Source organism: Streptomyces sp. NPDC048650, from assembly GCF_043199095.1.
In the GTDB taxonomy this organism is placed as follows: domain Bacteria; phylum Actinomycetota; class Actinomycetes; order Streptomycetales; family Streptomycetaceae; genus Streptomyces.
Window position 1 is genome coordinate 195,411 of record NZ_JBICVM010000009.1, and the last position, 24,299, is coordinate 219,709.

General features: G+C 68.8%; 21 protein-coding genes and 2 pseudogenes. 9 read left to right on the top strand and 14 right to left on the bottom strand.

From position 1 onward, the window contains the following. Window positions 1–25: 25 nt before the first annotated feature. From ACGFML_RS25490 to ACGFML_RS25505, 4 genes and pseudogenes are all read right to left on the bottom strand, one after another. Window positions 26–1,969 (bottom strand): YhgE/Pip family protein, encoded by a 1,944-nt coding sequence (locus ACGFML_RS25490; protein WP_393547360.1) that lies wholly within the window; start codon window positions 1,967–1,969, stop codon window positions 26–28. After that, window positions 1,966–2,658 carry an ATP-binding cassette domain-containing protein gene (locus tag ACGFML_RS25495; protein ID WP_393547362.1) on the bottom strand — a complete coding sequence of 231 codons (693 nt, stop codon included), beginning with the start codon at window positions 2,656–2,658 and terminating at the stop codon, window positions 1,966–1,968. The genes ACGFML_RS25490 and ACGFML_RS25495 overlap by 4 nt, the downstream gene beginning before the upstream one ends. A 107-nt stretch (window positions 2,659–2,765) precedes the next feature. Beyond that, window positions 2,766–4,264, bottom strand: a pseudogene (locus tag ACGFML_RS25500) (PepSY-associated TM helix domain-containing protein). A 226-nt stretch (window positions 4,265–4,490) separates the two neighbouring features. Continuing rightward, window positions 4,491–5,117 carry a TetR/AcrR family transcriptional regulator gene (locus tag ACGFML_RS25505; protein WP_393547364.1) on the bottom strand — a complete coding sequence of 209 codons (627 nt, stop codon included), beginning with the start codon at window positions 5,115–5,117 and terminating at the stop codon, window positions 4,491–4,493. A 97-nt stretch (window positions 5,118–5,214) separates the two neighbouring features. Here ACGFML_RS25505 and ACGFML_RS25510 point away from each other — a divergent pair, with 97 nt between their 5' ends. Next, window positions 5,215–5,958, top strand: a complete 744-nt coding sequence (locus ACGFML_RS25510; protein ID WP_393547366.1) for a hypothetical protein — start codon at window positions 5,215–5,217, stop codon at window positions 5,956–5,958. Window positions 5,959–6,140: 182 nt separating this feature from the next. Here the strand turns inward: ACGFML_RS25510 and ACGFML_RS25515 are convergent, their stop codons facing one another. Further along, window positions 6,141–6,656, bottom strand: coding sequence for a CGNR zinc finger domain-containing protein (locus ACGFML_RS25515; protein ID WP_393547368.1), 516 nt, complete (start codon window positions 6,654–6,656; stop codon window positions 6,141–6,143). Window positions 6,657–6,955: 299 nt separating this feature from the next. On the opposite strand from ACGFML_RS25515, the gene ACGFML_RS25520 reads away from it, so the two are divergent. Then, the gene (locus tag ACGFML_RS25520) at window positions 6,956–7,825 is read left to right on the top strand and encodes an alpha/beta fold hydrolase (RefSeq protein ID WP_393547370.1); all 870 of its coding nucleotides are present in this window, start codon (window positions 6,956–6,958) and stop codon (window positions 7,823–7,825) included. A 93-nt stretch (window positions 7,826–7,918) separates the two neighbouring features. Here ACGFML_RS25520 and ACGFML_RS25525 read toward each other — a convergent pair whose 3' ends face one another. Further along, complete coding sequence (locus ACGFML_RS25525) at window positions 7,919–9,673, bottom strand: PKD domain-containing protein (RefSeq protein ID WP_393547372.1); 1,755 nt, start codon at window positions 9,671–9,673, stop codon at window positions 7,919–7,921. A 361-nt stretch (window positions 9,674–10,034) separates the two neighbouring features. Next, on the bottom strand, window positions 10,035–10,664 hold the full coding sequence (locus ACGFML_RS25530; protein WP_393547374.1) for a TetR/AcrR family transcriptional regulator: 630 nt from the start codon (window positions 10,662–10,664) through the stop codon (window positions 10,035–10,037). Window positions 10,665–10,730: 66 nt separating this feature from the next. On the opposite strand from ACGFML_RS25530, the gene ACGFML_RS25535 reads away from it, so the two are divergent. After that, the gene (locus tag ACGFML_RS25535; protein WP_393547376.1) at window positions 10,731–11,510 is read left to right on the top strand and encodes a hypothetical protein; all 780 of its coding nucleotides are present in this window, start codon (window positions 10,731–10,733) and stop codon (window positions 11,508–11,510) included. Window positions 11,511–11,642: 132 nt separating this feature from the next. Here ACGFML_RS25535 and ACGFML_RS25540 read toward each other — a convergent pair whose 3' ends face one another. Next, entirely contained in the window at window positions 11,643–11,900 is a 258-nt protein-coding gene (locus ACGFML_RS25540; protein ID WP_393547378.1) for a hypothetical protein, read from the bottom strand. A gap of 535 nt (window positions 11,901–12,435) precedes the next feature. Between ACGFML_RS25540 and ACGFML_RS25545 the strand changes: the two genes are divergently transcribed. After that, on the top strand, window positions 12,436–13,953 hold the full coding sequence (locus ACGFML_RS25545; RefSeq protein WP_393547380.1) for a transferase: 1,518 nt from the start codon (window positions 12,436–12,438) through the stop codon (window positions 13,951–13,953). A gap of 258 nt (window positions 13,954–14,211) precedes the next feature. After that, window positions 14,212–14,784: a DUF4328 domain-containing protein gene (locus ACGFML_RS25550; RefSeq protein ID WP_393547537.1), complete on the top strand. Its 573-nt coding sequence runs from the start codon at window positions 14,212–14,214 to the stop codon at window positions 14,782–14,784. 134 nt (window positions 14,785–14,918) lie between these two features. Here ACGFML_RS25550 and ACGFML_RS25555 read toward each other — a convergent pair whose 3' ends face one another. Together ACGFML_RS25555 and ACGFML_RS25560 are read right to left on the bottom strand one after the other, a co-directional pair. Beyond that, window positions 14,919–15,452, bottom strand: a complete 534-nt coding sequence (locus ACGFML_RS25555; RefSeq protein ID WP_393547381.1) for a hypothetical protein — start codon at window positions 15,450–15,452, stop codon at window positions 14,919–14,921. An 88-nt stretch (window positions 15,453–15,540) separates the two neighbouring features. Continuing rightward, window positions 15,541–16,050 (bottom strand): hypothetical protein, encoded by a 510-nt coding sequence (locus ACGFML_RS25560; RefSeq protein WP_393547383.1) that lies wholly within the window; start codon window positions 16,048–16,050, stop codon window positions 15,541–15,543. 283 nt (window positions 16,051–16,333) lie between these two features. On the opposite strand from ACGFML_RS25560, the gene ACGFML_RS25565 reads away from it, so the two are divergent. The 3 genes and pseudogenes from ACGFML_RS25565 (at window position 16,334) to ACGFML_RS25575 (ending at window position 17,259) form a co-directional block, all read left to right on the top strand. Next, window positions 16,334–16,516, top strand: a complete 183-nt coding sequence (locus ACGFML_RS25565; protein WP_393547385.1) for a hypothetical protein — start codon at window positions 16,334–16,336, stop codon at window positions 16,514–16,516. Window positions 16,517–16,611: 95 nt separating this feature from the next. After that, window positions 16,612–16,836 (top strand): annotated as a pseudogene (locus ACGFML_RS25570) (carboxymuconolactone decarboxylase family protein); the annotation flags it as partial. Between the two features lie 156 nt (window positions 16,837–16,992). Then, the gene (locus tag ACGFML_RS25575) at window positions 16,993–17,259 is read left to right on the top strand and encodes a hypothetical protein (RefSeq protein ID WP_393547387.1); all 267 of its coding nucleotides are present in this window, start codon (window positions 16,993–16,995) and stop codon (window positions 17,257–17,259) included. A gap of 3 nt (window positions 17,260–17,262) precedes the next feature. Here ACGFML_RS25575 and ACGFML_RS25580 read toward each other — a convergent pair whose 3' ends face one another. The 3 genes from ACGFML_RS25580 to ACGFML_RS25590 form a co-directional block, all read right to left on the bottom strand. Continuing rightward, the gene (locus ACGFML_RS25580; protein ID WP_393547389.1) at window positions 17,263–19,320 is read right to left on the bottom strand and encodes a phosphocholine-specific phospholipase C; all 2,058 of its coding nucleotides are present in this window, start codon (window positions 19,318–19,320) and stop codon (window positions 17,263–17,265) included. A 313-nt stretch (window positions 19,321–19,633) separates the two neighbouring features. Further along, window positions 19,634–20,035 carry a PPOX class F420-dependent oxidoreductase gene (locus tag ACGFML_RS25585; protein ID WP_393547390.1) on the bottom strand — a complete coding sequence of 134 codons (402 nt, stop codon included), beginning with the start codon at window positions 20,033–20,035 and terminating at the stop codon, window positions 19,634–19,636. A 231-nt stretch (window positions 20,036–20,266) separates the two neighbouring features. After that, window positions 20,267–21,835, bottom strand: a complete 1,569-nt coding sequence (locus tag ACGFML_RS25590; RefSeq protein ID WP_393547392.1) for a succinic semialdehyde dehydrogenase — start codon at window positions 21,833–21,835, stop codon at window positions 20,267–20,269. Window positions 21,836–22,082: 247 nt separating this feature from the next. On the opposite strand from ACGFML_RS25590, the gene ACGFML_RS25595 reads away from it, so the two are divergent. Continuing rightward, window positions 22,083–23,030 (top strand): oxygenase MpaB family protein, encoded by a 948-nt coding sequence (locus ACGFML_RS25595; RefSeq protein ID WP_393547394.1) that lies wholly within the window; start codon window positions 22,083–22,085, stop codon window positions 23,028–23,030. Between the two features lie 3 nt (window positions 23,031–23,033). Here ACGFML_RS25595 and ACGFML_RS25600 read toward each other — a convergent pair whose 3' ends face one another. Further along, on the bottom strand, window positions 23,034–24,287 hold the full coding sequence (locus tag ACGFML_RS25600; protein WP_393547396.1) for a polyprenyl synthetase family protein: 1,254 nt from the start codon (window positions 24,285–24,287) through the stop codon (window positions 23,034–23,036). Between the last annotated feature and the right edge of the window lie 12 nt (window positions 24,288–24,299).

Sequence of the window (24,299 nt, forward strand, 5' to 3'; positions counted from 1 at the left end):
CAAGCGGCGGCCGACGGCCCGCCACTCACAGGGAGACGTCGGGGTGGAGGCGCCCGACGGTCCACACCCGTTGGCGTCGTACGGCGAGGGCGGTCATGGCGAGGAAGCCGGCCGTGAAGAGGAAGAGGACGACGAAATCCCGCAGCAGGTTCGCGGTGAGCCCGCCCGATACGGTGACCCGCAATCCGTCGACGAGGTAGGTCATCGGGAGCAGGGGGTTCAGCACCTGGAAGAAGGCCGGCTCGGTAGGCAGCGGATAGAGCCCGCCGGAGGCCGTGAGCTGGAGGATGAGCAGGACCAGTGACAGGACGTCGCCCGGCACCCCGAAGACGGTGCGCAGGCAGTGATCGACGGCGACGAAGGCCGCCGCCGCGGTGACCAGGAGCGCGAGCATCCCGAAGCGGTGGACCGGACTGAGCCCGAGGGTGAGGTCGACGACGCCGTAGAGCACGAGCGCCCCCACGGCGCCGAGCACCGCCGCCGGCAGCCACCCTGCGACGGCGGTGGTGAACGCACCGACCCGGCCGGCCAGGGCACGGGCGTTGAGCGGCCGCAGCAACAGGTAGGCGAAGAGGCCGAACACCCACAGGGCGATGCCGAAGAAGAACGGGGCCAGACCGCGTCCGTAGACCCCCGCCGGGTGCAGGTTGCCGCGATCGATGTGGACGGGTGTGCCCAGTACCTCGGCGGCGTGGGCGACCTGGTCGGGGCTGGTGCGGGGAATCTTGTGCAGTCCCTCGTCCACGGTGCGGGAGACGTCGGAGGCGCCGTCGTGCGCCTGGTCGGCGGCGGAGCGCAGGGCTCCGGAGCCCTTTTCCAAGGTGTCGAGCCCGTCGACCAGGCCGCGCGCGCCGTCGGCGGCGCTGTGGGAACCGGTGTCGACGAGGCGGAGCGGAGTGTGCAGGGCCAGCACATCACTCCTGATGGAGCCGATGTCGCCCTGGAGTCGCTCGGCGTCACCGAGGGAGCGCCGGGCGTTGTTCTCGGCGGCGGCGGCCCGGCCGTCGAGGTCGGTGGCGGTGGTATCCAGGTCACGGGCGTGGCTCAGGGCCGTTCGGTAGACCGGGTCGTTGCGCAGTTCGGGATGGGAATCGGCGAGATCGGTGAGGTCCGCCACGGCACGCGAAGTGCCCTTACGGGTGGCGCTGGTGGCGGTGTGCACCGCGTCCAGCCCGTCGGTGGTCAGCCGGGCGGTGGTCACCAGAGCAGCGGCGGCGCCGGGCAGGCGGTCGGCCGCGGCCCTGTCGAGGCGGCCGGAGAGGTTGTCGATCTGCCCCGCGGCCCGGGCGGTCTGCTGCGCCCCGGTGGAGACGCCGCCGGCACCGTGGTGCAGCGTGGACGTCGCCGACGCGACCGTGGAAGTGCCCTGCTGCGCCACGCGGGTGGCGCCCACCAGCCGGTGGGCGCCATCAGCCGCGGTGGACAGCTTGTCGCGCACGTCCGACAACTCGCCGTAGACGCTGCGCACATAGGCGGCGTGGGTGGCGGAGTTGACCTGGTCCTGCAGCTTGTTCTGCACCACCTCGGTCATGATGCCGGCGATGTAGTTGTGGGCATCGTTGAGTTCGATATGGATACCCGCCTGCTGCGGGCGGGTGTCGGCACCGGTGGCGAGCTTGCGGCTGAAGTCGGAGGGGATGTCGATGGTGAAGAAGTAGCGGCCGTGCTCCAGGCCGTCCCGTGCCTCGTCCGGTCCGACGAAGTGCCAGTCGAAGGTGCCGGATGCCTTGAGCTGCTTGACCAGTTGGTCGCCGGCGTCCACCCGGCGACCCTGCTTCGCATGCGCCGGCCGGTCCTGATTGACGACGGCGACCGGCATACGGTCGGTCTTGCCGTACGGATCCCAGTTCGCCCAGAGGTACATGGCCCCGTACAGCAACGGCACCAGGCAGAGCAGCACGGGGACCAGTCGGCGCGTCGGGCCTCGGAAGCGCCGGAGTTCCAGCAGCGCCAGCTTGACGGCTTTCATATGTCGACGTCCTCTCGGACAGCGGCCGGCGCGGCCGGGAGACGGTCCCGGCTGCGCCGCGGCAGTAGCAGCGCGATCAGGCCGGGAGCGGGCGGGGGCGGACGGAGGCAGCCGGCCAGCACGGTGGGACCGTTGTCCTGGACCCGGCGCAGGGCCTCCCACACGGGTCCGTGCGCGCCGGGCGGCAGGCCGTCGTCGACGTCGTCGACCACGAGGGCGCCGGGCTGTTCGGCGAGGGCCAGTGCGGTCGCCAGCAGCAGCCCGTCGGCCGGGCCGAGGTCCTCGACCAGGTCCGCCTCCCTTGGGGCGAGGCCGAGGGTCTCGAATGCCTGGCGGATGCGGCGCTCCGTCACCCCCGGGCTGGTCAGGCAGCGTTCGGCCATCACCTCGCGCACCCGCAGCCGCCCTTCGAGATCGACCGCGGGCGCGGCCCGGGCGACGGCGACCAGCCTGCGCACCCGCCGCCCCTCGGCGGGCAGGACATACCCACCGACCCGGATGGCTCCGCCGGAGAGCCGCATCCGTCCGGCGAGCGCCAGCAGCAGAGAAGTACGCCCGGAACCGGCCGGGCCGTGAACAGCCAGCAGTCCGCCCGCGGGCACGTCCAGGTCCACTCCCTCGAAGACCGGGCCTCTCGGCCCCCGCACGCTCGCCCCGCGGGCCACCACGTCGACTCCAGCAGCTGTCATGCAGCAAGTCCTCGCCAGGATCGGTCAACCCACCCCTGAAGCACGCCAGTTGTGATGCTCTTCACGCGGTGCTGCGGTGCCCGGGTGCCCGAGGCGGGACGGGTCCGTCAGTCCACAGGAGCGGGGACACGGCGGCGCGCGATCACGCCGAGAACGATGTCCACGACCAGGAACGCCACGAGCGAAATGCCGAGCAGCGGCACCGCCCAGCCCACCATCCCTACGACGAGCGCGAGCGGAATCAGCACGGGCAGCGGAACCTGCCGCCACGCCCCGCGCCGCACCGGACGCCCGAAGGACAGGGGGCGGTCGCGGGTGGGGCGGCGCTGCCACCACATCCGGTAGCCCCAGACGATCAGGAAGATCAGCGCCAGTGCGAGCGCGGCCAGCGCGAGCTGGTTGACGATGCCGAAGAGGGTGCCGGTGTGCAGGTCGATGCCGTAGCGGCTGAGCTTGGCCAGCACGGGATAGTCGGAAAAGCGCGAGACGTCGGTGACCTCTCCCGTGCTCGGGTCCACGGCTACGGCGTCCTGCTTCTCGGGCCAGCTGCGCTGGACCTGCTTGACGACATAGGCGGTGCCCCGGTCCGTCGGCAGGTCGATCTCGACGGGGTGGGACAGCCCCTCGGCACGGGCCGCCCTGAACACCTTGTCGATGCCCACGTCCGCAGACGCGGACCCACCCGACGAGCCGCCCTCCGGCCCGCCCATCCCTGGCATGTCCGGCATGCCCGCCATGCCTCCGGAGTCGCCATGGTGGGCATGGTCCCCGGCCACGGCCGTCGAGACGGTCGGCGTCGCCTGCCCGAGGGACCGGCGGAACGAGTCGATGTTCGCCCCGGTGTACGTGGACCAGGTCAGGCCGGTCGCGGAGAGGAACATCAGGCCGACCGCTGCCCACACCCCCACCGCACCGTGCCATGACAGCGTCCGGCGCCGCCCGGTGCCGGTGCGATCCGGCAGTGTGAGAGCCCGCAGCTTGCGGTGCGTACGCTTCCGGCCGATCCACAGCGCGAGCCCACCGCCGGCGACCACCCACAGCCAGCTGGCGGCCAGTTCGCTGTAGAGGCGGCCGTTCTCGCCGAGGTGCAGGTTGCGGTGGAGGTCGTCGAGCCAGGTGCGCAACGGCAGCGCACCCGTGGCGCCGTACGTCTCCAGGGCACCCCGAACGCTGCCGGTGTGCGGGTCGACGAAGACGGCGAGCTGGTGGTCGGCGGGCACCCCCGGCACGTCGGCGAGCAGGACGCGGGTGGTGTCCCCCGGCTGCGGTGCCGGGCGTACGGCGCCGACCGTGCCCTCCGGGTGCGCCTTGCGGGCGCCGGCGACCTGTTGCGACAGCGGCAGCGTGCGCTCACGGCCGGGACCCTCAGCTCGTGCGCATAGATCATCTTCTCCGCCTGGAACGAACCGGCGTACAACAGGCCGGTGGCCGCGGTGACAAGGAGAAAGGGCGCGACGAGCACACCGGCGTAGAAGTGCAGTCGCCGCACCAGCGGGCGAAGGACGGACCACCCGGTACGCCCTACCGTCGCCTCTCGCTCGCCGGAGTCGACGGTGTCCGAGGTGTCGCCGGTATCGCTCGAGGCGAGAGGTTGTTCCGTGGGCACGCGGGTGCTCCCAGCTCGAAGGTGATGTGGCCCAGTCCTACTGCCGCGCCGTTCAGGGTGTCGGGCGAACGAACGTGTGAGTTCCGGCGGCGTGGTGTGAGGCGGCCCACACGGCAGGTTGTCGAGATCCGACCCGCACTTCAGATCGTGAACCTGCGGTGGGCGGTGGGCGGTGGGCGGTGGGCGGTGGGCGGTGGGCGGTGGGCGGTGGGCTTCGCTATCCGGTTCATCGCTCCGGTTCAGCGACGGCGTTGGGCCGTAGGAAGCGTTGGAGGATCAGGCGCAGGGTGGGGAGCTGTTCGGCCGGGCTGAACGAGGGATCGGTAGCGGCGCTGGTGTAGAGAGCGGCGATGAGAGCCATCACCCACGATGCGGTGTCGTCCGGGTCCAGGTGGGGGTCGATCTGGCCTGCTGCGGCCGCGTTCCGGAGCAGGGTGGTGATGGTGGACCGCTCCTCGTCGTTGTCACGGCTCAGCAGCGCTTCGAGGTCGGGGTCGCGGTAAGCCTGCATCATCGCCTCCATGACGAGGGCTGGGACCAGCGGCTCCGTGGAAGGGGCGGCGAGGAGGTCCACGGCGCCGAGGAAGGCGGTCCACGGGTCGTCGGCGGCGCGGGCGGCGGCGAGACGCTCGGCCTTGGTGGCGCCGTCGTGCCCCTCGTCCTCGAAAACGGCGTGGAAGATCGCCCGCTTGTTGGGGAAGTAATGGAACAGGTTGCCCGCACTCATGCCGGCGGCTCTGCAGATCTCTGCCGTGGTGGTGCGCTCGAAGCCTTTGGCGGCGAAGAGTTCGGCCGCGGCGTTGACGATGTGCCGGCGCCGTGCCCGGTGCCTGGCTGGGTCGACCGTCCTCATCGCGCCCTCCTTCTGGTCGGTTCATTCCCGTCGGATCCCAATAATAGACCGAGCGCTCGGTCTATTATTGGGATCCACAGCAGGGATGAGGGGGAGCATGGACATGGACATGGACAAGGACAGGGGCAAGGGGCCGGCGCGGGAGCTGCGGGGTGACCGGCTCACCGTGCTCGGTCGGCCGACCTGGAGCACCGTGTGCGTCTGCGCCGTTCTCGTGCTGGTGGGGGCGGGCGTCGGCTGGCTCGTCGGCTTCCTGGCCGGCTGGCTCGTGACGCTGCCGTGGGCGCCGTTGCAGGGACCGGCCCGGCTTGTCGCGTCAATCCCCGCTCCGGGGCTGCCCGTCATGGGCTCGCTGGCAGGGCTGGCCCTCGGACTTGTCGCCCAGCACGAGCAGTTGGTGATCCGCCTGTCGGAAGATCGAGTCGTGCTCACACGAAAGGGCCGTGAGCAGGAGTTTTCGCGCGCCGCCATCGCCACAGTGTTCCGGGACGGCAAGTACCTCGTCCTGCTCGGACACGGCGGTGGCGAACTCGACAGGCAGGAGTGCGACCTGGACGTCGGCCGCGTCGCCGACGCCTTCACCGAGCACGACTACGTGTGGGCGGATGCCGATCCGCACAAGGACGAGTTCCGCCGCTGGGTCCCGGATACTCCCGGACTCCCGGAGGGCGCGAACGCCATCCTCAGGGCCCGCCAGGAGTCGTTGGAGAAGAAGGGCTCCTCCGACGACGACGTTCGGGAGCTCCGTGCGGAACTGTCCCGTCTCGGCGTCGTCGTGAGGGACGAGAAACGACGTCAGTACTGGAGGACGTTCCGCCAGGCAGGCCCGGCCGTGGAATGACGTGAGCGCCGCTCGCGCAGCACGCCCGCCGGGCCGAGGTGCCGTCCGCCGGGCCGAGGTGCCGTCCGCCGGGTCGAGGTGCCGTCCGGCTTCCCAACTCTTCCCCGGTGACGTCGTCCGCCCGCCGCCGGTGTCGCCGCGATTCCGTGATCAAGAATCGTTCGGTCCGGGAACTGCGGGAGTCACTCCGCTGCTGCGTCGCGGGTGCGCTGGTAGTGGCGCCTTGCCTTCATACGGTTGCCGCAGACGGCCATCGAGCACCAGCGGCCCTTGTTGGTCTTGCTGCGGTCGAGGAGGAACCGCCGGCACTCCGGGTTGGCGCACGGCCGCAGCCGGCCGGGCATCGCCTCCTGCAGCGCGCTCCACGCCATGACCGCCTCTACCGCCATCCGGCGCTCCGCTGGGGCGTCCAGCTCCCACGACACCCCCGCGGACGAGAGGTGCGGGAAGGAGGTGACGTCTTTCAGGAGCGGCGCCAGCGACGTGGCGGGCCGACTGTCGCGCACCACGTCCTGCAGGGCGTCGCGCGCCTGCACGAGGCTTCGGAGCTCGTCAGCGGTGCCGCGGCCGCCGTGGGCCTGCTGCCAGGACCTGGCGGCTTCCGGGTCTGCGAGCTGGTCCTGGACTACGCCGTTGACCACCGGCGTGGTGTTGAGGAGGTCCAGCAGTGCGTCCTGCTGTTCTCGACCGGCCACCATTCCACCTCCTAACCTTATCGATTCGCTTGACAGGTTACACAAAGACCCGTTCCGACGAGAGATCCGACGAGAGATCCGACGAGAGAAGCGCATTTTGGTGATCCGTCTCCTCGGCTGGGCTCCGCCGGCCGGCGACCGTTCGCGGGCGGAGGCTTGCGGCGGGCCGCCGCCCTGCCGTCCCGGCATGACGGCGCCCCGACCGCAATCTTCAACTAACCCATAAAAGCACCTTGACAGGTTAGGTCGATCGTGCTCGACTGGATGCATAACCATCAAAGGTCGATAGAGAGGTTAGGGACATGGTCTCCGCAGTCCACCACCGCACCGCCACCGTCAACGATCTCGAGGTCTTCTACCGGGAGGCCGGCGACCCGAAGTCGCCCGCCGTACTCCTCCTCCACGGCTTTCCGACCAGCTCGCACATGTTCCGCCACCTGATCCCGGCGCTCGCCGACCGCTACCACGTCATCGCCCCCGATCACATCGGGTTCGGCCAGTCCGCGATGCCGGCCCTGCAGGACTTCCCGTACACCTTCGACGCCCTCACCGACGTCACCTCCGGGCTGCTCCAGCACCTGGGCATCGACCGGTTCGCGATGTACGTACAGGACTACGGCGCTCCCATCGGCTGGCGGCTCGCCCTCCAAGCCCCCGACCGCGTCACCGCGATCATCACCCAGAGCGGCAACGCCTACGAAGAGGGCTTCGTCAAGCCCTTCTGGGACGGCGTCTTCGCCTACGCACAGGCGCCCGGACCGGACACCGAAGCTCCCATGCGCGGCGCCCTGACCCCCGAGATCACCCGCTGGCAGTATGTGAACGGAGTCGCCGACACCAGCCTGGTCAGCCCCGACAACTGGGTTCACGACCAGGCGCTGCTGGACCGCCCCGGCAACGACGAGATCCAGCTCAGGCTCTTCCGCGACTACCCGACCAACGTGGACCTCTACCCGCGGGTCCACCAGTACTTCCGCGACTCGCAGGTCCCGCTGCTGGCGGTCTGGGGCGCGAACGACGAGATCTTCGGCCCCGACGGCGCCAGGGCATTCACCCAGGACCTGCCACACGCCGAGATCCACCTGCTCGAATCCGGGCACTTCGCCCTGGAGAGCCACCTCGAGACCATCACCGAGCACATGAGCGACTTCCTCGGCCGCGTCCTCACCTGACGCGCAGGGGGCGGCCCGCACTCGCGAGCCGCCCCCTCGGACGGAGCCGTCACCCTCCTTGGGCGGAGCCGTCACCTCGCTTGAACGGAACCTTCACTCCGCGGTGATGTCCCGGGTGGATTCGACGAGGACGCTCCCTCCGTCCTGACCGGTCATCACGAGCCGTGGCAGCCAAGGACCCTTACGTTCGTAGGCATGGGTGACGGCCGCCTCGCCGGTCTCCCGCTGCGTACCGTCGCCGAAGTACCAGTGGTAGCGGTAACCTGCGGCGGGCGGCTTTCCCTCCACCGTCACCGACATGTGGACCTCACTGCCGACATGCACATGCTTCGGGACGTCGAGCTCCGCCCGAGGCCCCTGCCGGGGGAGGTGGAACCACTCGCGAACACTTGGGTTGAGGAGGAAGGCGTCGGCGTACTGCCGGGCGCCCTCGATGTCGGGGTGACCGACGGCCGCGCTCAGGCACTGCGCCGGAGTCGGGCTGAGCTCGGGGCAGGCCCGCGTGCGCAGCGGAAAAGCCGGGTCGGTCACCGGGGTGTTCCAGACCTTGGAGTTCCGGGTGAGCAGGGCGTTGTCCACGGTGAACAGCCCGTCGGCCGCAACGGCGTACGGCCCGTCCGCGGACGCCTCGTTGGCGGCGTCCGCCGCCTGGCGATAGGCGGCATCGGCCAGTTGTGTGTACTGCTCGTAGCGCTCGGCCACCCTGCCGAGGGCGCCTTTGCAGGAGGTCAGCCGCGCCCCGGAGACCCCCGGGGCCGAACAGGTCCGTACCGGGATCGGAGAACTGCTGCGGCTCAGCGCGTAGTAGAAGTCGGCCACGATCACCTTCGGTCGCCCCGGCAGGGAGTGAGCCTTCTCGATTGCCGCCTGCATCCCGCGTCCGCCGTATCCGACCTTCGCGCCGCTGAAGTACGGCACGTTCTTGGCCGGGTTCTCCGCTGCCGCGCCGATGCCGGAGCACTCGCGCTTCACCGCCTTGGGCAGGTTCTCCGAGCCGGGGGTGACGCCGATGCCGATGCCGAAGAAGGGGTCGAGGTCGTTGATGCACCCGTTGATCACGACCAGATCGAGGCCGTGACCGGCCGCCCGCGCCTGCGCGCCCGCGTTCTCCAACTGGCAGAACACGTCCGGCATTTGCTGGGTGACCTCGCCGAACTCCATCTCCCCGTCGCCGTCCGGGTCCTGCTTCTCCGTCGTGCGCAGACAGGCCGCGTCATCGTTGCCCGCGGGCAGCTCGGGCGCGTCCAGCACCGCGCCGGAGATCGAGTAGTCCATGTGCTGAACGCCTCGGCCGGTCTCGCGGCCGAGCAACTGGCCGGTCAGGTAGGGGAATTTCTGGTCGTGGTCCAGGCCCTGCCCCCAGACCACGGAGTCACCGACGGACGCCACCCGCACCGGGTCGCACCCCCGGCGCACGCTGTCCCGCCAGACCTTGCCATAGCGGCCGGGTGCAGGGCCGCCGGACGAGGCGGCGATACGGGCGTCGACCTGTAGGGCGGTCTCGGTTGCAGGCACCCGGTCGAAGGGGATCCTGAACTCCGCCGTGCCGATGCCGGCGGCCATGTCGAGGCGCCCGCCGGCCAGCCGCTTCTCACCGGCGCGTACGCGCCACTCCACGGCGGCTCCGCGCTTCGCCGCGGCGGGATCGTAGACCTCCACCCGGCCGCGCACGTCTCCGCTGCACACCGGATTCGGCGTCAAGTCCACGTCGAGGACGAGGGGGAACGACGATCCCGGCAAGGCGCTGGTCTGCGCCACGGCGGGGAACCCGCCGAGGAGCTGGCCGAGGAGTACGGCGGCCGCGCCGGCCGCCGCGAAACGCCTCGCCGCCCACGCGCGACGGGCCACCCCCGGCCGGCCGGGAACGGAACCCGCGCCGGTGCCCGGCCGCCTCGCCACAACCCACCGCGTCCACGGCAATCTCACGCCAACACCCCTGTCCTCGTGGTGATTTCAGTTCGTACGGAGTCCGGAATCCCGCATCGGTAGGGATGATGACAGTCAGGAGACCGGCATGGACTGCGGGCGAGGTCCCACACCGAGTGAAACTGATCACTTACCTGCAGTTACGGCCCGCGGTGCAAGGCGGCGCGGGCGCAGAACGAGCGGCCGGCGGAGCCGGGTGGGCTGGGGACGGCTCGGTCGCCGGCGCCTGGAGGGCAGGTCGACGGGGTGGGTGTCGGCGGTCCGCCAGGACGGGGCAGGGCCTTCAGGGGTGCTCAATGAGGGTCGCGATGCCGGCGCAGAGAAGCCGCACGCTCCGGATGAACTTCTCGTCCTGGTCGTGGGCGGCCGCAGCGGTCACGGTCCTCGGGAAGCGCTCGCGGAGATCGGCGATGTCCTCGGCGCTGATGGTGGGGGTGGTCGACTCGCCCTGTTCCTGCAGTACAAATCCGGTGATGTGGCTGAACAGTGCGTCGGCTGCGATGCCGGCCTGTTCTTCGGGTACGCCGGCGTCGTTCAGGGTCTGCAGCAGCCGCTCCATCAGCGACAGGGCTCCGGAACTGAGTACTTTCGGGCTGTCGGCGAACATGACGGCCCCGCCCAGGTGCTGCCGAATGCCCTTCCGGAGGGTGACGGCCTGGGCCTCGACCCTCTTCTGCCAGGCGGCGTGGACGGGCAGCGCGGCCAGCGCGGTGCTGCCCGCGTCGTATGCCTGCCGGGCCACTCGGTCCGCCATCAGCTGGAGCAACGCGGCCTTGTTGGGCACGTGGTAGTAGAGGCTTCCGGCGTGTGCACCCAGCCGTTCGGCTACCCGCCGCATGGACAGCCCGTGGTACCCGGCTTGTGCGAACACGGCCAGGCCCGCGTCGATGATGCGGTCTGCGGTCAACTTCATGAAGCGATCCTCACGCGAATTTTCAAACAGCGTTTGAATTCTACCTCCGAGAGGGCTAATCTCGGCATGGACAATTCAAACGGGGTTCGAAGGGGGATGGTGGCGATGGGCAATCTGCTGTTCAACGTGACCACAGCGGCGCTGATGGTGCTGATGTTCAAAGGTGGCCTGGCCCTTGTCGGACAGGAGACGGTGGGGCAGCGTCGCATCCCCTGGGCCGCGGCCGGGCTGACCGCGGTCGCACTCGCCGGCGTGCTGGCGCAACTGTGCTGGTCGGGAGCGATGGACGCGTTCGACAGCGACCCGAGCAAGTCGGGCTGGTGGCGTGTCGTCACCTCCGTCTTCCTGCAGAACGGAGGGGTTTTCGGCGCGGTGTGGAACATCGCCACCCTCGCCGTCATGGCGGCTCTGGCGGAGTGGTTCTGGGGCGGTCCCCTGATGGTGGCCCTCTTCGCCGCAGGAATCCTCCTGCCGCAGCGCATCGACGCGCTCTTCGGCGAGACCGGCGTCAGCGCCGACCCCCGTAACTTCGCCGGGAGTTCGGGAGCGACCTACTTCCTCGCCGCGACCCTAACCGCCGGTCTCCTGTTGCGAGGTGGCGACGGCAAGAAACCCTCGACGGAGAGGTTGCTCGCCCTGGGCGTGCCCGTGCTCGGGCTGGTGCTGTGGTTCGCGCAGTCCAATGGACACGGGCTGGTGGCGTTCTACGGATTCGCCCTCGGCGGCCTGGTGCGGGCCGCGGGTCGCCACATGCTCCACCCTGACCGCGACCTCCGGCAGCCTCCACGGACGACCATGGCCTCGCTGGCGGGGATCGTCTCCAAGCGGCCCCGCCAGGCCGGCTGAAGCCCGCGCCGTCGCCGAACGCTCCGGCGACGCGCCGTTCCTCGCCCCTCACCGGACGAGCGGCCGCAGAGCCTCGCCGGTGGTCAACTCGGCCACCTCGAGCATGTGGCGGTTCAGGACGGCGCAAACAGGTCAGCAACTGCAATGCGTGGGGGCGATCACACCACGCCTGACCAGCCATTCCGTGAGTTCGTCGAGGCGCAGAAGCGGGAGCTGGCCAGGCCATCGGTGCCAGTCCAACCCTCCGCCCAGATGATGCGTCAGCACACCGAGCGGCATGCCCAGTTCACCCCGGACGGTGAAGGTGACGTCCCCCCAGCACATGCAGCTGAAAGGAGCGGCTTCCAGCTCTACCTCCAATAGGGCAGCCAGCTCGGCGATCTCATGCACACCGCCCACCATGACCGACCGTTCGCCCACCTGGGGCCGGCGAGGAGATACCTCAACGGAACGAACGGACGCCCACAGAGCATCCACCCGTCGCAGCGCGGCTGAACCCATGCCATCTCCCCTCGCCGTACGGTAATGGCGGATTCGTCATGGAACCAGAGTCACGACAACCCACCGACACTTCACGAGGCTAGGGCGGTGAGGAGGACGCGCTCGCGTAGCAGCGGGAGGTCGGCACGGCCGAACATCCGGCGCTTGATCGAACGTGTACCAGATCCGGTTCTCGCTGACGAAGCCACACGGGGTTGCGGGCGTGGAGCCGGCGGGTCGTCTTCGCGGGTACGGTCGACGCCTGACGCGGCCAGGGCATGCTGGACGTGTACGCCCGGCGGCCGACGGGGAAGTGACTGACCGGCCGCCGCGGGGCCACGGGGCGGGTCGGCGGCGGGGCGGCCGCTGGGCCGAGGCGGGAGGACGACGGGACACGATCTGCGCCGTGCGGCGGTGCTGGGGCGAGGTGAGGGGGTGGGCCGAGGTGTCCTCGCGTTTACGGGCGTTCGCCCGGTTGATCACGGTGGTGGCGGTCGTCACCGTCTATGTCGCGCTGCACTTGACGGTCACCGCGGGCATGGACCTGCGGGCCCACGACCGCTTCCGCGGCGCCCCGGCGCGCGCTTCCGCGTTTGCCGCCGCACTGGACCGCCACGCCGACGGGGCGGCGTCGGCGCGCGCTGATATCCGTGACATCCGTGAGGGCGCCGCGTGGTTCGAGCGGAATGCCCCGTCGGGGAAGAGCCGGTCCGCGGTCTCCTCCGCTGCCGGCGACGTCGAGAAGGGCAGGGTCGTCCTGGCCCGCGCGCGTGTCGCCGGGCTGGCGGCGGAGGTCGGGCGGGAGCAGGCGGGGCTCGAGCGGGAGCTCACCTCGTCGAACGTGGCCGCGCTGTGCTGGGCGGCGTCCGCCGGGGCGCTGCTCATGGTGGCGTGGTGGCTGCGGCGGCGGCGCCGGTCGGGTGCGGCGGAGCTCGTCGACGTCGTGAGCCGGTTCGTCCCGCGGCAGCCGTGGTGGCGGCGACCGGTGTTCCTGGTGGCCAGCGGCGTCGGGTGCGCGCTGTTCGCGTCGGGATTCCTCGCCGCCTCCATGTCGGAGCAGCAGGGCTACAAGATGGCGCTGGAGGCGCAGGCGCTGTTGCTGGTCTGCGGCCTGGCAGCGCTGGGGGCCGGAGTTCTGATCCTGCGATACACCCGCCCGCGCTCGGCGCGCGGCGCGGCCCAGGCCCTGCTGGCCGACGGTCGCCGACCCGTGCTCTACCTGCGCAGCTTCGCCGACGACGACACTGCGGCCCAAGTCGACGACGGGACATCCGTCAACATCCACTCGCGGGAGGAACAGCTCGCGGGGGCGTTGGGCGCCGTCGGCCCCGTGATCGCGGTGGGCAGGCCGGGGGAGCCACTGCCGCGGCTGGGAGCGGCGCGGTTCTACCTGCCGCTCGACGACTGGCGGCCCACAGTGCTGAGGCTGATGGAGCTGTCCCAACTCATCCTGTTGCGCCTGGGTTTGGGAGACGGGCTGTGGTGGGAGGTCGAACAGGCCCGCGCCACCCAGCCCGCACGGAAGCTGGTCCTGCTGGTGCCGGGCGGGCTGCCGGGCGTGGCGGAACGTCTGGACGAGCACCTGCCGACGCTGTCCGGGCTGGCCGAGGTGTCCGGGGACGATCCCTGGACCTCCGCCGTCATCACCTTCGGCCCCGAGTGGACGCCCCATGTGCACCCGGTGGGGCCCGTGCCCGGTACCCCGCGGGGCGTGCTCGCGCGCTGCCGGGCCCGCGCCAGGCAGGCCGCTCGGGCGTCGATGACCGTATACACGCCCACACACCACGTGGCCCGCGCCCTGAAGACCGCCCTGGCGTCCGTGGGAGTCCGCAAGCGGACGATGGCCTGGAGGGCCACCCTCGCCACACAGGCGTCGCTGTGGAAAGGTCTCACGCTGGTCGCGGCGCTGGGGCTGCTGTCGTGGCTGGTGTCCCGGGCGCTGCCGCTGCTCGACCTCCGGTAGCGCCGCCCCGTGGCGACAATTCAGCTCAACAACCCCTGGAAGAGCGGGACTTGCCAGAAACCGGGGACGCGACAGGGCGGCAGAGAGTAACGTCCTCCCGACGTCACGTAGTGTCCAGCGCTCGTACGCGCTTCCGGGGGGATCATGGACGCTCCACAGCAAGGCACGCCCACGGGCGCGAGCCCGGTCGGCACACAGCGGCACAGGACGGTGACCGGCCCGGCTGGCGCCGCCACGATACTGATCCTTTTGGCGCTCGTGGGCAGCGTGCTGGGCACGGTGTCCGACTGGCGCAACTACCTCGTCGTCCACGACTACCTGGCCGGGGCGGCGACGGTCACGGACCTCGAGGCGGCCGACACCTTCTCCACGTCCGTGTCGATACCGGGGTCCGTGGTGTACATCGCGGCCGGCGTGGTGTTCCTGGTCTGGTTGTGGCGGGCGAGGATCAACGCCGAGCTGTTCGGCGGCCCCACCGCGCACCGCCGGTCCCGAGGGTGGGTGGTCGGTGGCTGGATCACCCCGGTGGCCAACCTGTGGGTCCCGTACCAGGTCGTGTCGGACATTTGTCAGGCGAGCGCGCCGCGGCGACCGGCTCTCCGCGGCCTGGTCATCGCCTGGTGGGCGCTGTTCGTCGCTGACACGATGATCAACCGTGCCCTTCTGCGGTTCTACCTGAGTGAGGAGATCACCGAGAAGGGGCTGCGGAGCACCGCGAACCTGGCCACCCTGACCACGGTGCTCGAGGTGGCCGCCGGCGCGCTGATCGTCCTGATCATCAAGCGGATCACCACGTGGCAGACTCAGCGGCTTGCCCAGAGTGCGGTGTGAAGGAATCGAGTGCGCACGCCGTGAACGCGGCGACGCACGAACATGAGGGGTCTTGAACGGCAGTCGGCGGCGGCCTGGACTCCGGCACTGCCACTGCCACCGTCACCGTCACCGTCACCGTCACCGTCTCATGCTCATTTCGGCCGTCCGGTGCTGCGTTCGCGAGACGGGATCGGGTGGCTGCGGCGGCGAGCGCCTGGGGGCCAGACCACATGGACGGGCATGCCCGCTTCCCGGGCCTGGGCGACCACGGCGGCCGTGCCACCGCCCTTCTCCGACGGTTCCCCGTCCCACACGGCGATCAGTATCTCCGCCCGCTGGAGCAGTTCGGTGTTCGCCGCTTCGAACGCCGTCAGACTCGCCTCCGGATAGGGCATCACCGTGATGTGGGAAGCCGCTTCCATCAGGCGGTCGAACCGGGCTCTGTGCTCCTCGTCGTCCAGCGATCGCCGGTAGTCGCGGAACGGCAGGACCACCGAGAGCTCGCTGCCACAGGCCAGCACGGCTTCGGCGAACAGCGAGTCGGCGCCGGGTGCGATGCAGGACACGCCGACAAGGCCATGGGCGCCCGCGGCCAGTTCGCCGAGCACCTCGCCCAGCGCATCCCGCAGGAGGGCGTCCGTGCCCTCAGCGAGGTCCATATGGCCGGTTACGCCGACTGTCCGCATCACACCTCGTTCGTCCGCCGGTTCACGCTGCATGGCCAGTGTCCCACCGGACCCGCCGCGTGCGCCCGACGGCACCCGGCGCGGACGCTCAGAAGGCAGCGGCTACGAAGCCCACGATGTAGGTGACGCTGAAAATGAGGGGAACGACCTGCTCCACGTAGGTGAGCGGTACATACCGGCGCCAGTCTCGGCCCTCGCCCAGGGCACCCCACTCCGCGTCCGAGTACGCGAACGCCGGCAGCTTCCGCTCCAGTGCGCCGATCACCGCGTATTTGGCCGCGTTGAGTTGACGGTAGGAGCGCGTGATCACGAACCAGGCCAGACACTGTGTCAGCAGGATCACCAACCCTGCCAGGAGTACCCACATCGAGCCGCCGGGCCAGTTCGCCCCGGACGTGGCGGCGACGGCAGCCACGACCGCCGTGTTGAGGGTGAGGAAGAAGGTGTTGGTGAGATTGCGCCGGGAACTGACCCGATCGGCCATCTCGACGCACAGCTTGTACTGCTCCAGGATCGCGCCCTGGTATGTGTCCGTGGAATCGGCGTAGTCCGACGGGCTGACGCCTTCGTTCCAGAGCATGTCGTCGATGCCGACCATGGGCTCATGATGGCCGACCGCCGACTGCGGGTAAAGCGATTCAGCGTGGGAAGTGCTGTCAACTGGTCTGAAACCGGACTGAGTTACCGCCTTCCCGGAGGCATCCGCTTGGGCGACGACGTACGAGCAGCTACGGCAAGGCACGTGCTTCGAGAAGCCCTGCCGACGTTGCCGTGTTGCGAAGGGCGGGGCTGCCTCACCACCTCAATTGTCGATCAGATCGCTGCGCGCGCGCCCTGCGTTCCGTACGCTCGAAACATCGAACACTACGAACGGAGAACCGATGAAAACCCCCCTCAGCCGCCTGGTCTCCCGCGCCACGTCATTCCTGCTGCGCGGACGGCGGCCCCGGTTCGACCACGCCGAGTCCCACCGACCCGCCAGGCCCGACCAGCACGCAGGTCTGATCAACCACTACCGCCCCTCTCCCCCCGCAACGGGCGGAGGTCTGCACGGGCCCATGTGACCCCACGCTGCGCAGTGGGCTCAGGGCGCCACCCGCGTCTGTGAGCCGCCTATCGCAGCAGCGCTGCCGGCCCGCCCCGACGCACCGCAGCCGGCGCCGCATGGTCGCCACGCCATGCGGCACTGCTCGACGCGGTCGACGAACTGCACGACTCGGCGCCACTCTCGCAGCCTGCCTGGGATGCCCTGGGCGTCCACTACGAGGACGCCCAACTCCTGGAGTTCCTCGTGCTGGCCGGCTGGTACCGAACCATCCGCTACCTGGCCAACGGCCTCCTCTTGGAGGAGGAAACCTGGGGCGTCCCGTTCCCGGCACAGTGACCATCATCCTCTGTCCCTGTCCCTGTCCGACAGTGTGGGACAGCCGTCCGACTGGATCTTCCCTTCCCTGGTCCATGGAAGGGCCGGCCTCGTACGCGGGGCGGCGCGAAGGGCGACGGTCGTCATGGACGGGACGTCGCGGGGTAAGGGAGAGCAATGGTCCAACGCAGCGTCACTGCACCGATCCCGGCCTACGCACCACGTGAAGGCCCTGTGTGGGCGGGCTGGGTGTACCTCGGGCTGGCGGCGTTGGCCGGTGCGCAGCTGCTGGCCGCCGTGCTGCAGGCGCCCGCCGGTGCACCGGAGCCGGAGCTGGTGTCCAGCCTGGTCGGCGTGGTCGCCTTCCCCGCTTTGGCGGCGACGGCCTTCCTGCGGGGCCGTCGGCCGGCCCGGCCCCACGACCGGGCCGGCTCTCGGCGGTAGTGGTCAGGCGGTGCGGAGCGCGGGGTCGCTGGTACCGGGCGCGCCCGTCTCGACGTGGCCGGCGAGCCTGCGCAGGTAGCCGCTGTCGCTGTCGGAGTGCACGCGCAGGTCGTACCAGCGCTTGCTGTGGCCGAGGTCGACCCATCGGGTCTGCCGGCCGCCCGCCTCGATGGTGATCTTGCTGCTCTTGCCGCCGTAGGCGTTGGTGACGGTGAGGTGGCAGGCGGTCTTGGCGGGGTTGGTGACGGTGAGTTCGATGCGGCCGGTGTTCTCGTCGTGGTGGCCGGTGACTTCCGGGCTCGCGGTCGCGGCGGTTCCTTCGTAGGTACGCAGGTAGCTGTTGGGGCCGTGCACGGTCAGCTTGTACGTTCCGTCGGAGGGGCCGGCGCTCCAGGTGTCGGAGATGTTCTTGCCTGCTTCGGCGGTGTACGTCCAGGGCCCGTCGTCGCGGTTGCCGGAGGTGACGAGGAAACAGGCGCCGGCCTCGTCACCCGGGGTGAAGGTGAGCTTGATGTTGCCGCTGGAGGGCTTGACGGCCGCGGTGACGAGGGGTGTGTAGGGAAGGGGCCGGGTGGGCTTGGTGCCTTTTTCCTGCTTGGGCAGGGCCGGGGCGGCGGGCGGCGAGTGGGTGTAGCTGCTGTGCCGTTCCTTGTCCGGCGGCTGGTAGGCGTCGGTGCTGGGCAGGGGTGCGTGCTTGGTGTGTTTGAGGCTGAAGTCGAATGCGGAGGTGAGGTCGCCGCAGATGGCACGGCGCCAGGGTGAGATGTGCGGTTCGTGGACGCCGAAGCGGCGTTCCATGAACTGGATGATGGAGGTGTGGTCGAAGACCTCGGAGCAGACGTACCCGCCGGTCGACCACGGGGAGACGACGAGGGTGGGGACCCGCATGCCGAGCCCGTAAGGGCCCGCGCTGTAACTGCTGTCGCCGGGGAAGAGGTCGAGCTTGGTGTCGACGGTGGAGGCTCCCCAGGAGGAGTCGGTCGGCGGGTAGGGCGGCGGCACGTGGTCGAAGTAGCCGTCGTTCTCGTCGTAGGTGATGAACAGGGCGGTCTTGCTCCATACCTCGGGGTTGGACGTCAGCGCGTCCAGCACCTGCGAGATGTACCAAGCACCGTAATTTGCGGGCCAGTTGGGGTGTTCACAGAAGGCTTCCGGGGCGGCGACCCAGGATATCTTCGGGAGGGTTCCGGCCTTGACGTCCGACCGGAGGTCATCGAGGAGATGGCCGCTCTTCTTGATGTTCGTTCCCTTGCACGCCTTTTCGTAAAGGGGGTCGCCTGGCTTGGCGTTGCGGAACGTGTTGAAGAACATCAGCGAGTTGTCGGCGTAGTTTCCGCGGTAGGCGTCTTCCAAGGCGCCCCACAGCCCGTCCTCGGTCAGTCCGTCGCCGATGTCCTGGTAGATCTTCCACGACACCCCGGCCTTCTCCAGGCGCTCGGGATAAGTGGTCCAGTCGTAGCCGGCCTCTTCGTTGCCGAGGACCGGCCCGCCGCCCTTGCCGTCGTTTCCGACGTGGCCGCTGTAGAGGTAGTAGCGGTTGGGATCGGTGGCTCCCATGAAGGAGCAGTGGTAGGAGTCGCAGACCGTGAAGGCATCGGCCAGGGCGTAGTGGAACGGTATGTCTTCCCTGGTCAGGTGGGCCATGGTGCCGGATGTCTTGGCCGAGATCCAGTCGTCGTACTTGCCTTTGTTCCACGCCTGGTGGCCGGTGTCCCAGTTGTGGTCGAGTCCGGCGATGAACTGCATTCCCAGATCGTCGGCGTCCGGATGATAGGGCAGGACTTCCTCTCCGCTCCCGGACTGATGCCATACGGACTTTCCGCTTTCCAGCGTCAATGGCCGGGGGTCCCCGAATCCTCGGACGCCTTTGAGGGTGCCGAAGTAATGGTCGAAGGAACGGTTCTCCTGCATGAGCACAACGATGTGCTCGACGTCTTTGATCGACCCCGACCGGCCGGCGGCGGGGATGCCGGCGGCGCGCATGATGCTGGCGGACAGAGCCGCGACGCCGGCGGTGCCGCCCGCTGCCTGGAGGAAGCGTCGGCGGTTGAATTCAGGCATGGAGCTGTACCTCTGAAACGTGGGGGATAGAGGGTCGGTCACCGTAAACCGGCTCACCCTTGAGACGTCAAATGGTGCGAAGGAAAGGTGAAGGACCGGAGATATTTCACCTTCAGAAGCAACGTGGCGACCCTTCAGGGCCTCTCCTTCTGTCGGCGCACAGGGGGCGCGGAAGGCCGGCTGCGCACCTCCGCCCATGTGTCACCGCACCTGCCGATCGGTAGGTGCGGTGACACATGGGCGGCATGAGTTGCCCGTTCGAAAGGACGGGGCCGGGAACGGGGCCGGGAGGGAGACCCGGGCATCGCGGTCGTCAGCCGCGGGGGCTGCTGATCCGTTCGGGTCGGATCACATAGATCACCCGGACTTGGTCGCGGCCGCCGAACCAGGGGTAGGGCCCGCCGAGATACTTCTGTGCGAGCGCCTCGATGTGGTCGATGGCCCCCTCGGTGGTCACACGCACCACCCGGCCGCGGATCTGGACATAGGAGGCCGGTTCCGAAGGGTCGGCGACCGCGACGGCCACCCGCGGATCGCGCGCGATGTTTCGGGTCTTCTGATGCGACTCGACGCTGTTGATCAGGACGTGCTCGCCGTCGGTGTCGACCCATGTCTGGGTGAGCTGGGGCGAGCCGTCGGGCATCGTGGTGGCGATGTAGCAGGTGCTGGGGCGGCGCAGCAGCGCCACCACGTCCTTGCCGAGGGGTACGGGCACGGGGTTCTCCGGGAGTCGGTTCGGCGGGGTGCTGGGCAACGGTAGCCACGGTGGGGAACCCGGCCCTCCTCGCCCCCTCGACCCGTCGATCACCGGCGTGTACGGATCAGAACGGTCACCCGGGGCGGCGGTCGGCTCGCCCTTCGACATCGGTGACGTGTGTGGCCGAGCCGGCCGCAGACGCCCCTGTCACCCGGCAGCGCCCGGTCTTCCGGAATGCGGTCCAACCCTTTACCCGAATCGCTTGGTGAGCCGCAGCAGGCGTGAGGAAAGGCGGGCGTAGGAGCAGCTCGACATGTTGGCCGGCGCGTCAAGGGGAAGGAATCGCTGGGTGGCGATGGTCTGCGATTCGGTGTAATTGAGGATGCCTTCGCGTCCGTGGCGACGGCCGATTCCGGAGTCCTTCATCCCGCCCATGGGGGCGTCCAGCGAGGCGTAGGCCGCTGCGTAGGGTTCGTTGATATTGACTGTTCCCGTGCGGATGTGGGTTCCGAGATTCCGCCCTCGTCGGGGTCGGGAAGTCCAGATGCTGGCGTTGAGTCCGAAGGGCCCGGTGTTGGCTTGACGGATGGCGTCGTGTTCGTCATGGAAGGGGTAGACGGCAGCGACGGGCCCGAATACCTCTTGGCCGTGCAGGGGCATGTGCGGTGTCACGTCGGTGAGAATTGTGGGTTCGTAGAAGAAAGGGCCGACCTCGGGACGGTGATGGCCCCCGGTTACCAGTCGTGCGCCCTTGTTGACGGCGTCTTCGACATAATTGTGTACTGACTCCAGGTGGGTGGCAGAAACCAGTGATCCCATATCGGCGTGGTAATCCAAGGACGTGCCCAGGCGGAGCGCACGGGTTTTTTCGGCGAAGGCATGGAGAAATGCGTCGTAGCGACCGGTGTGTACGAGTACGCGCTCCGTGGACATACACAGTTGGCCGGCACTGGTGTAGCAGGCACGTACCGCGCCTGCTGCCGCGTCGTCCACATCGGCATCGTCGAGGACGATGAAAGCGTTTTTTCCTCCGAGCTCCAGCGTGCAGCCGATAAGGTGCGCTCCGGCCAGTTGCGCGACATCGCGGCCTGTTTTGGTGGAGCCGGTGAAACAGACGTAGTCGCTGCGAGTCACCACGAGCGGGCCGACCTGGTGGCCAGGGCCGGTGACAATCTGGAAAAGGCCTTCGGGAAGACCTGCACGACGCATCATCGTCTGTACCCAGACCGCTGTGAACGCGCCGTGGACATCAGGTTTGCACACCACGCCGTTGCCGGCGATCAATGCGGGCAGGACGTCGCCCACGGCGAAGGTCAGTGGGTAGTTCCACGGCGTCAGTACGCCGACGACGCCGCGTGCGCGTCGGTGCTCCACTGCTGTGGTGAGGAGTGGCAAGGCTCCTCGGCGTCGGCGAGGGCGTAGCAGGGCTCTGCCGTGGAGGCTGTAGTAACGGGTGGTCAAAGCAGCGTCGATGATCTCTTCGAAGGCGTGTTTGCGGGCCTTGCCGGATTCGAGCTGGATGAGGTCGAGGACTTCGTCCTGGTGTCGGAGAAGCAGGTCGTGGAAGCGGAGGAAGACCGCTGCGCGTTGTCGTGGGTCGCGCGCCGACCACCGCTGTTGGGCTGTCCGGGCGGCGATGAAAGCGCGGTCGACGTCGCCGGCGTCGCAGTGGGGTACCTGGCCCAGCGCCGCCCCGGTGAAAGGCGCGATGCTGGTGATGTACGTATTGCCGGATGCTGGTACGGCCGCCCGTCCCAGTGGCAGATGCACTTCAGTTGCCTGATGGTGGCCGGCTGGTGTGTCATCGGGCGGTTGCAATGCGGTTCCATTCCCAGGACGTTGAAGTACCGGCTCCTACCCCATGTGGCGGTTCGAGTAGGACTTGCGTCGCGCGAACAGGGGGAAAGCGTCAGCGTGCAGCTACGGTACTGCGTGGCAATGGGTTCGGCGATGAAGGCATCCGTTGTGTTCGACGGTGGATGAGTTTTCCTTGCTCCCCACCGAGGCGTGGGTTCGCACGGTCACCACTGGTCTGTGTCGGCACGGCACATCACGAGGAGAACTGATGCGGCGAAAGGTGATTGCGCACCGCAGAGAGAATCAGCTGAAGCGCGGCGCGCCTGCCGTTTTCGCAGACCGGTACCGTCATGCTCGACATATCGCGTCCCTCGACGCCTTCCGTGATCATCTGGAGATCTATCGGATGAGTTCGGGGCTGGAATTTCCCTGGGACTATCAACGATCGCTTGAGCTTGCTTTGGTGCGGACGTTCGCCGTCCCGGCGATCGGTGGACTGCTGGACGCCACTGGGGAGTTCGACCGGGCCGGCCAGCGGCGATACGACGACACACTGGTGCTGATGGCGGCACTTGCCAAATACGGGTACGACTCGCCGGAGGGCAGGACGGCACTCCGGACGATCAATGCAGCGCACAGCTGGTACAACATCGGGAACGACGACATGCTGTACACGTTGTCGGCGTTCGTCTACGAGCCCATCAGATGGATCGAGAGGTTCGGGTGGCGGCCGCTGCTTGACCAGGAGCGGTTTGCTGCCTTCTGGTTCTATCGCAACGTGGGGGTCCGGATGAATATCTCTGGAATCCCTCTCTGCTACCGGGAATTCGAGAAGTACAACAGAGAGTACGAACGTTCCCGATTCGCTCTCACCGCGGGCGGCCACAGGGTGTCCGATCACGCCATCGGGGTGGTGCGTGAATGGTTTCCGAGAATGCTGCGCCCGGTCGTCGGCAGGAGCGTGGTCTGCCTGATGGACCAGTCGATGCGTGGCGCGCTCGGGTATCCCGACCCGCGAATCTGGTCGCAGGTGGTTCTGCGCGCCCTCCGTCTGCGGCGATGTCTGCAGCGTCTGGCTCCACCACCTCGACGGTCGTACTACGACAAGCCGCCCAAGGTACGCAGCTATCCGGGATCGCAGAACGACTACTGCGTCGCGGACTTCGGAGTGACAGTTCCCTCTCCGGTGGCCGCGAAGTGGCGGCGGAGTCCGTGATGCCTACGCGATACGTGCCCGCTGCACGGTGTATCGCGAGAGTGCGTGGATGAAACGGGTGTGAGGTGACCGGGGGAGCAACGGCTTCAGATGCGCCCAGGCCGGTTCCAACATCTGCTCGGTCTCTTCGACGCAGGCATCGAGGGCTCCGCAGGATTCCAGTGCGATGGTCACGTCCCGCACGCTGGTCTCGGACATCTCGCCGTTTCGGATTTCCTCCCAGACGGCACGGAAGTCTCGGCGAGGCAGCAGCGCCACCGCATGGGCCAGCGGCATGGTGACCTTCCCGTTGCGCAGGTCTTCACCGACCGACTTCGTCGGCGTTCCCGCGTGCATGACTCCTCGAAGATCCAGGACGTCGTCGGTCACCTGGTAGGCGGTCCCGATCGCCTCCCCGAACCGCTCCAGTGCACCGAGTGGTTCGGGGGAGGCCCTGACGAGTAGTCCCGCGATGCGGAAGGCGGCCCTGACGGGGATTCCCGACTTCAACCGGTGGGCGAGCCGCACCTGGTCGAGAAGCGGCTCGGCGCGTCCGGTGGCGATGGCCAGGTCCATTTCCCGGTGCAGGCCGAGGATGTCGAGGGCTTGCCCTGCGTGCGCGGCACGCAGGGCTGTCAGATAGGTCTCCTGAAGGGTGCAACGCAACAAGGCGTCGTCCGGCACGACCTTGCGCAATGCGCGGTCGAACGCGAAGAAGGCCGCGGTGCCGGCGTTGATCGCGGTGGCGGTTCCGTAGACCGTGTGGGTGGTGGCCTGTCCGCGCCGCAAGCGTGCCGTGTCTTCGATGTCATCGATGATCAGGGAGCCGGTATGCATCAACTCCCCGGCAGCCAGGAGCGGTGCGAAGTGTGTGCTGTCGCCGCCCAGCACATCGATGACCTTGGCCAGGAGATATGGGCGCCAGCGCTGCCCACCGGCATCGAGGAGGTGGCGTACGGGGCTGACGAGTGTCTGATGGATGCGGTGCTGAACCTGTTCGGCGAGCGCGGGGGCGAGTTCCTGGCCCTCCGGCAATCCCAGCAGGTCGCGCGTCAGATCCAGGTCCACCGCGCCGGCGGCGGGATACAGCGCGCCGATGTGGGCGTTGAGGTGTGCGGCGAAGCGGCGCATGTCCCTGCGCGCGATGCCTGGCAGCTTTGCCGCCTGGCGGTGCTTTCGGCGCCGCGGTCCGGGATGTGTTCCCCTCGCGGTGGCACACGTGGCGAGCGCGTCGCCTCTGCCGTCGTTGCCTGCCGATGGTCTGGGGCCGGGCCACATCTGTCTACCTCC

Excerpts from the sequence above, each read along its gene's own strand:
- ACGFML_RS25490 (WP_393547360.1), bottom strand. The coding sequence starts at position 1,969 with ATGAAAGCCGTCAAGCTGGCGCTGCTGGAACTCCGGCGCTTCCGAGGC.
- ACGFML_RS25495 (WP_393547362.1), bottom strand. The coding sequence starts at position 2,658 with ATGACAGCTGCTGGAGTCGACGTGGTGGCCCGCGGGGCGAGCGTGCGG.
- ACGFML_RS25505 (WP_393547364.1), bottom strand. The coding sequence starts at position 5,117 with ATGAGGACGGTCGACCCAGCCAGGCACCGGGCACGGCGCCGGCACATC.
- ACGFML_RS25510 (WP_393547366.1), top strand. The coding sequence starts at position 5,215 with ATGGACATGGACATGGACAAGGACAGGGGCAAGGGGCCGGCGCGGGAG.
- ACGFML_RS25515 (WP_393547368.1), bottom strand. The coding sequence starts at position 6,656 with ATGGTGGCCGGTCGAGAACAGCAGGACGCACTGCTGGACCTCCTCAAC.
- ACGFML_RS25520 (WP_393547370.1), top strand. The coding sequence starts at position 6,956 with ATGGTCTCCGCAGTCCACCACCGCACCGCCACCGTCAACGATCTCGAG.
- ACGFML_RS25530 (WP_393547374.1), bottom strand. The coding sequence starts at position 10,664 with ATGAAGTTGACCGCAGACCGCATCATCGACGCGGGCCTGGCCGTGTTC.
- ACGFML_RS25535 (WP_393547376.1), top strand. The coding sequence starts at position 10,731 with ATGGACAATTCAAACGGGGTTCGAAGGGGGATGGTGGCGATGGGCAAT.
- ACGFML_RS25555 (WP_393547381.1), bottom strand. The coding sequence starts at position 15,452 with ATGCGGACAGTCGGCGTAACCGGCCATATGGACCTCGCTGAGGGCACG.
- ACGFML_RS25560 (WP_393547383.1), bottom strand. The coding sequence starts at position 16,050 with ATGGTCGGCATCGACGACATGCTCTGGAACGAAGGCGTCAGCCCGTCG.
- ACGFML_RS25565 (WP_393547385.1), top strand. The coding sequence starts at position 16,334 with ATGAAAACCCCCCTCAGCCGCCTGGTCTCCCGCGCCACGTCATTCCTG.
- ACGFML_RS25575 (WP_393547387.1), top strand. The coding sequence starts at position 16,993 with ATGGTCCAACGCAGCGTCACTGCACCGATCCCGGCCTACGCACCACGT.
- ACGFML_RS25580 (WP_393547389.1), bottom strand. The coding sequence starts at position 19,320 with ATGCCTGAATTCAACCGCCGACGCTTCCTCCAGGCAGCGGGCGGCACC.
- ACGFML_RS25595 (WP_393547394.1), top strand. The coding sequence starts at position 22,083 with ATGCGGCGAAAGGTGATTGCGCACCGCAGAGAGAATCAGCTGAAGCGC.
- ACGFML_RS25600 (WP_393547396.1), bottom strand. The coding sequence starts at position 24,287 with ATGTGGCCCGGCCCCAGACCATCGGCAGGCAACGACGGCAGAGGCGAC.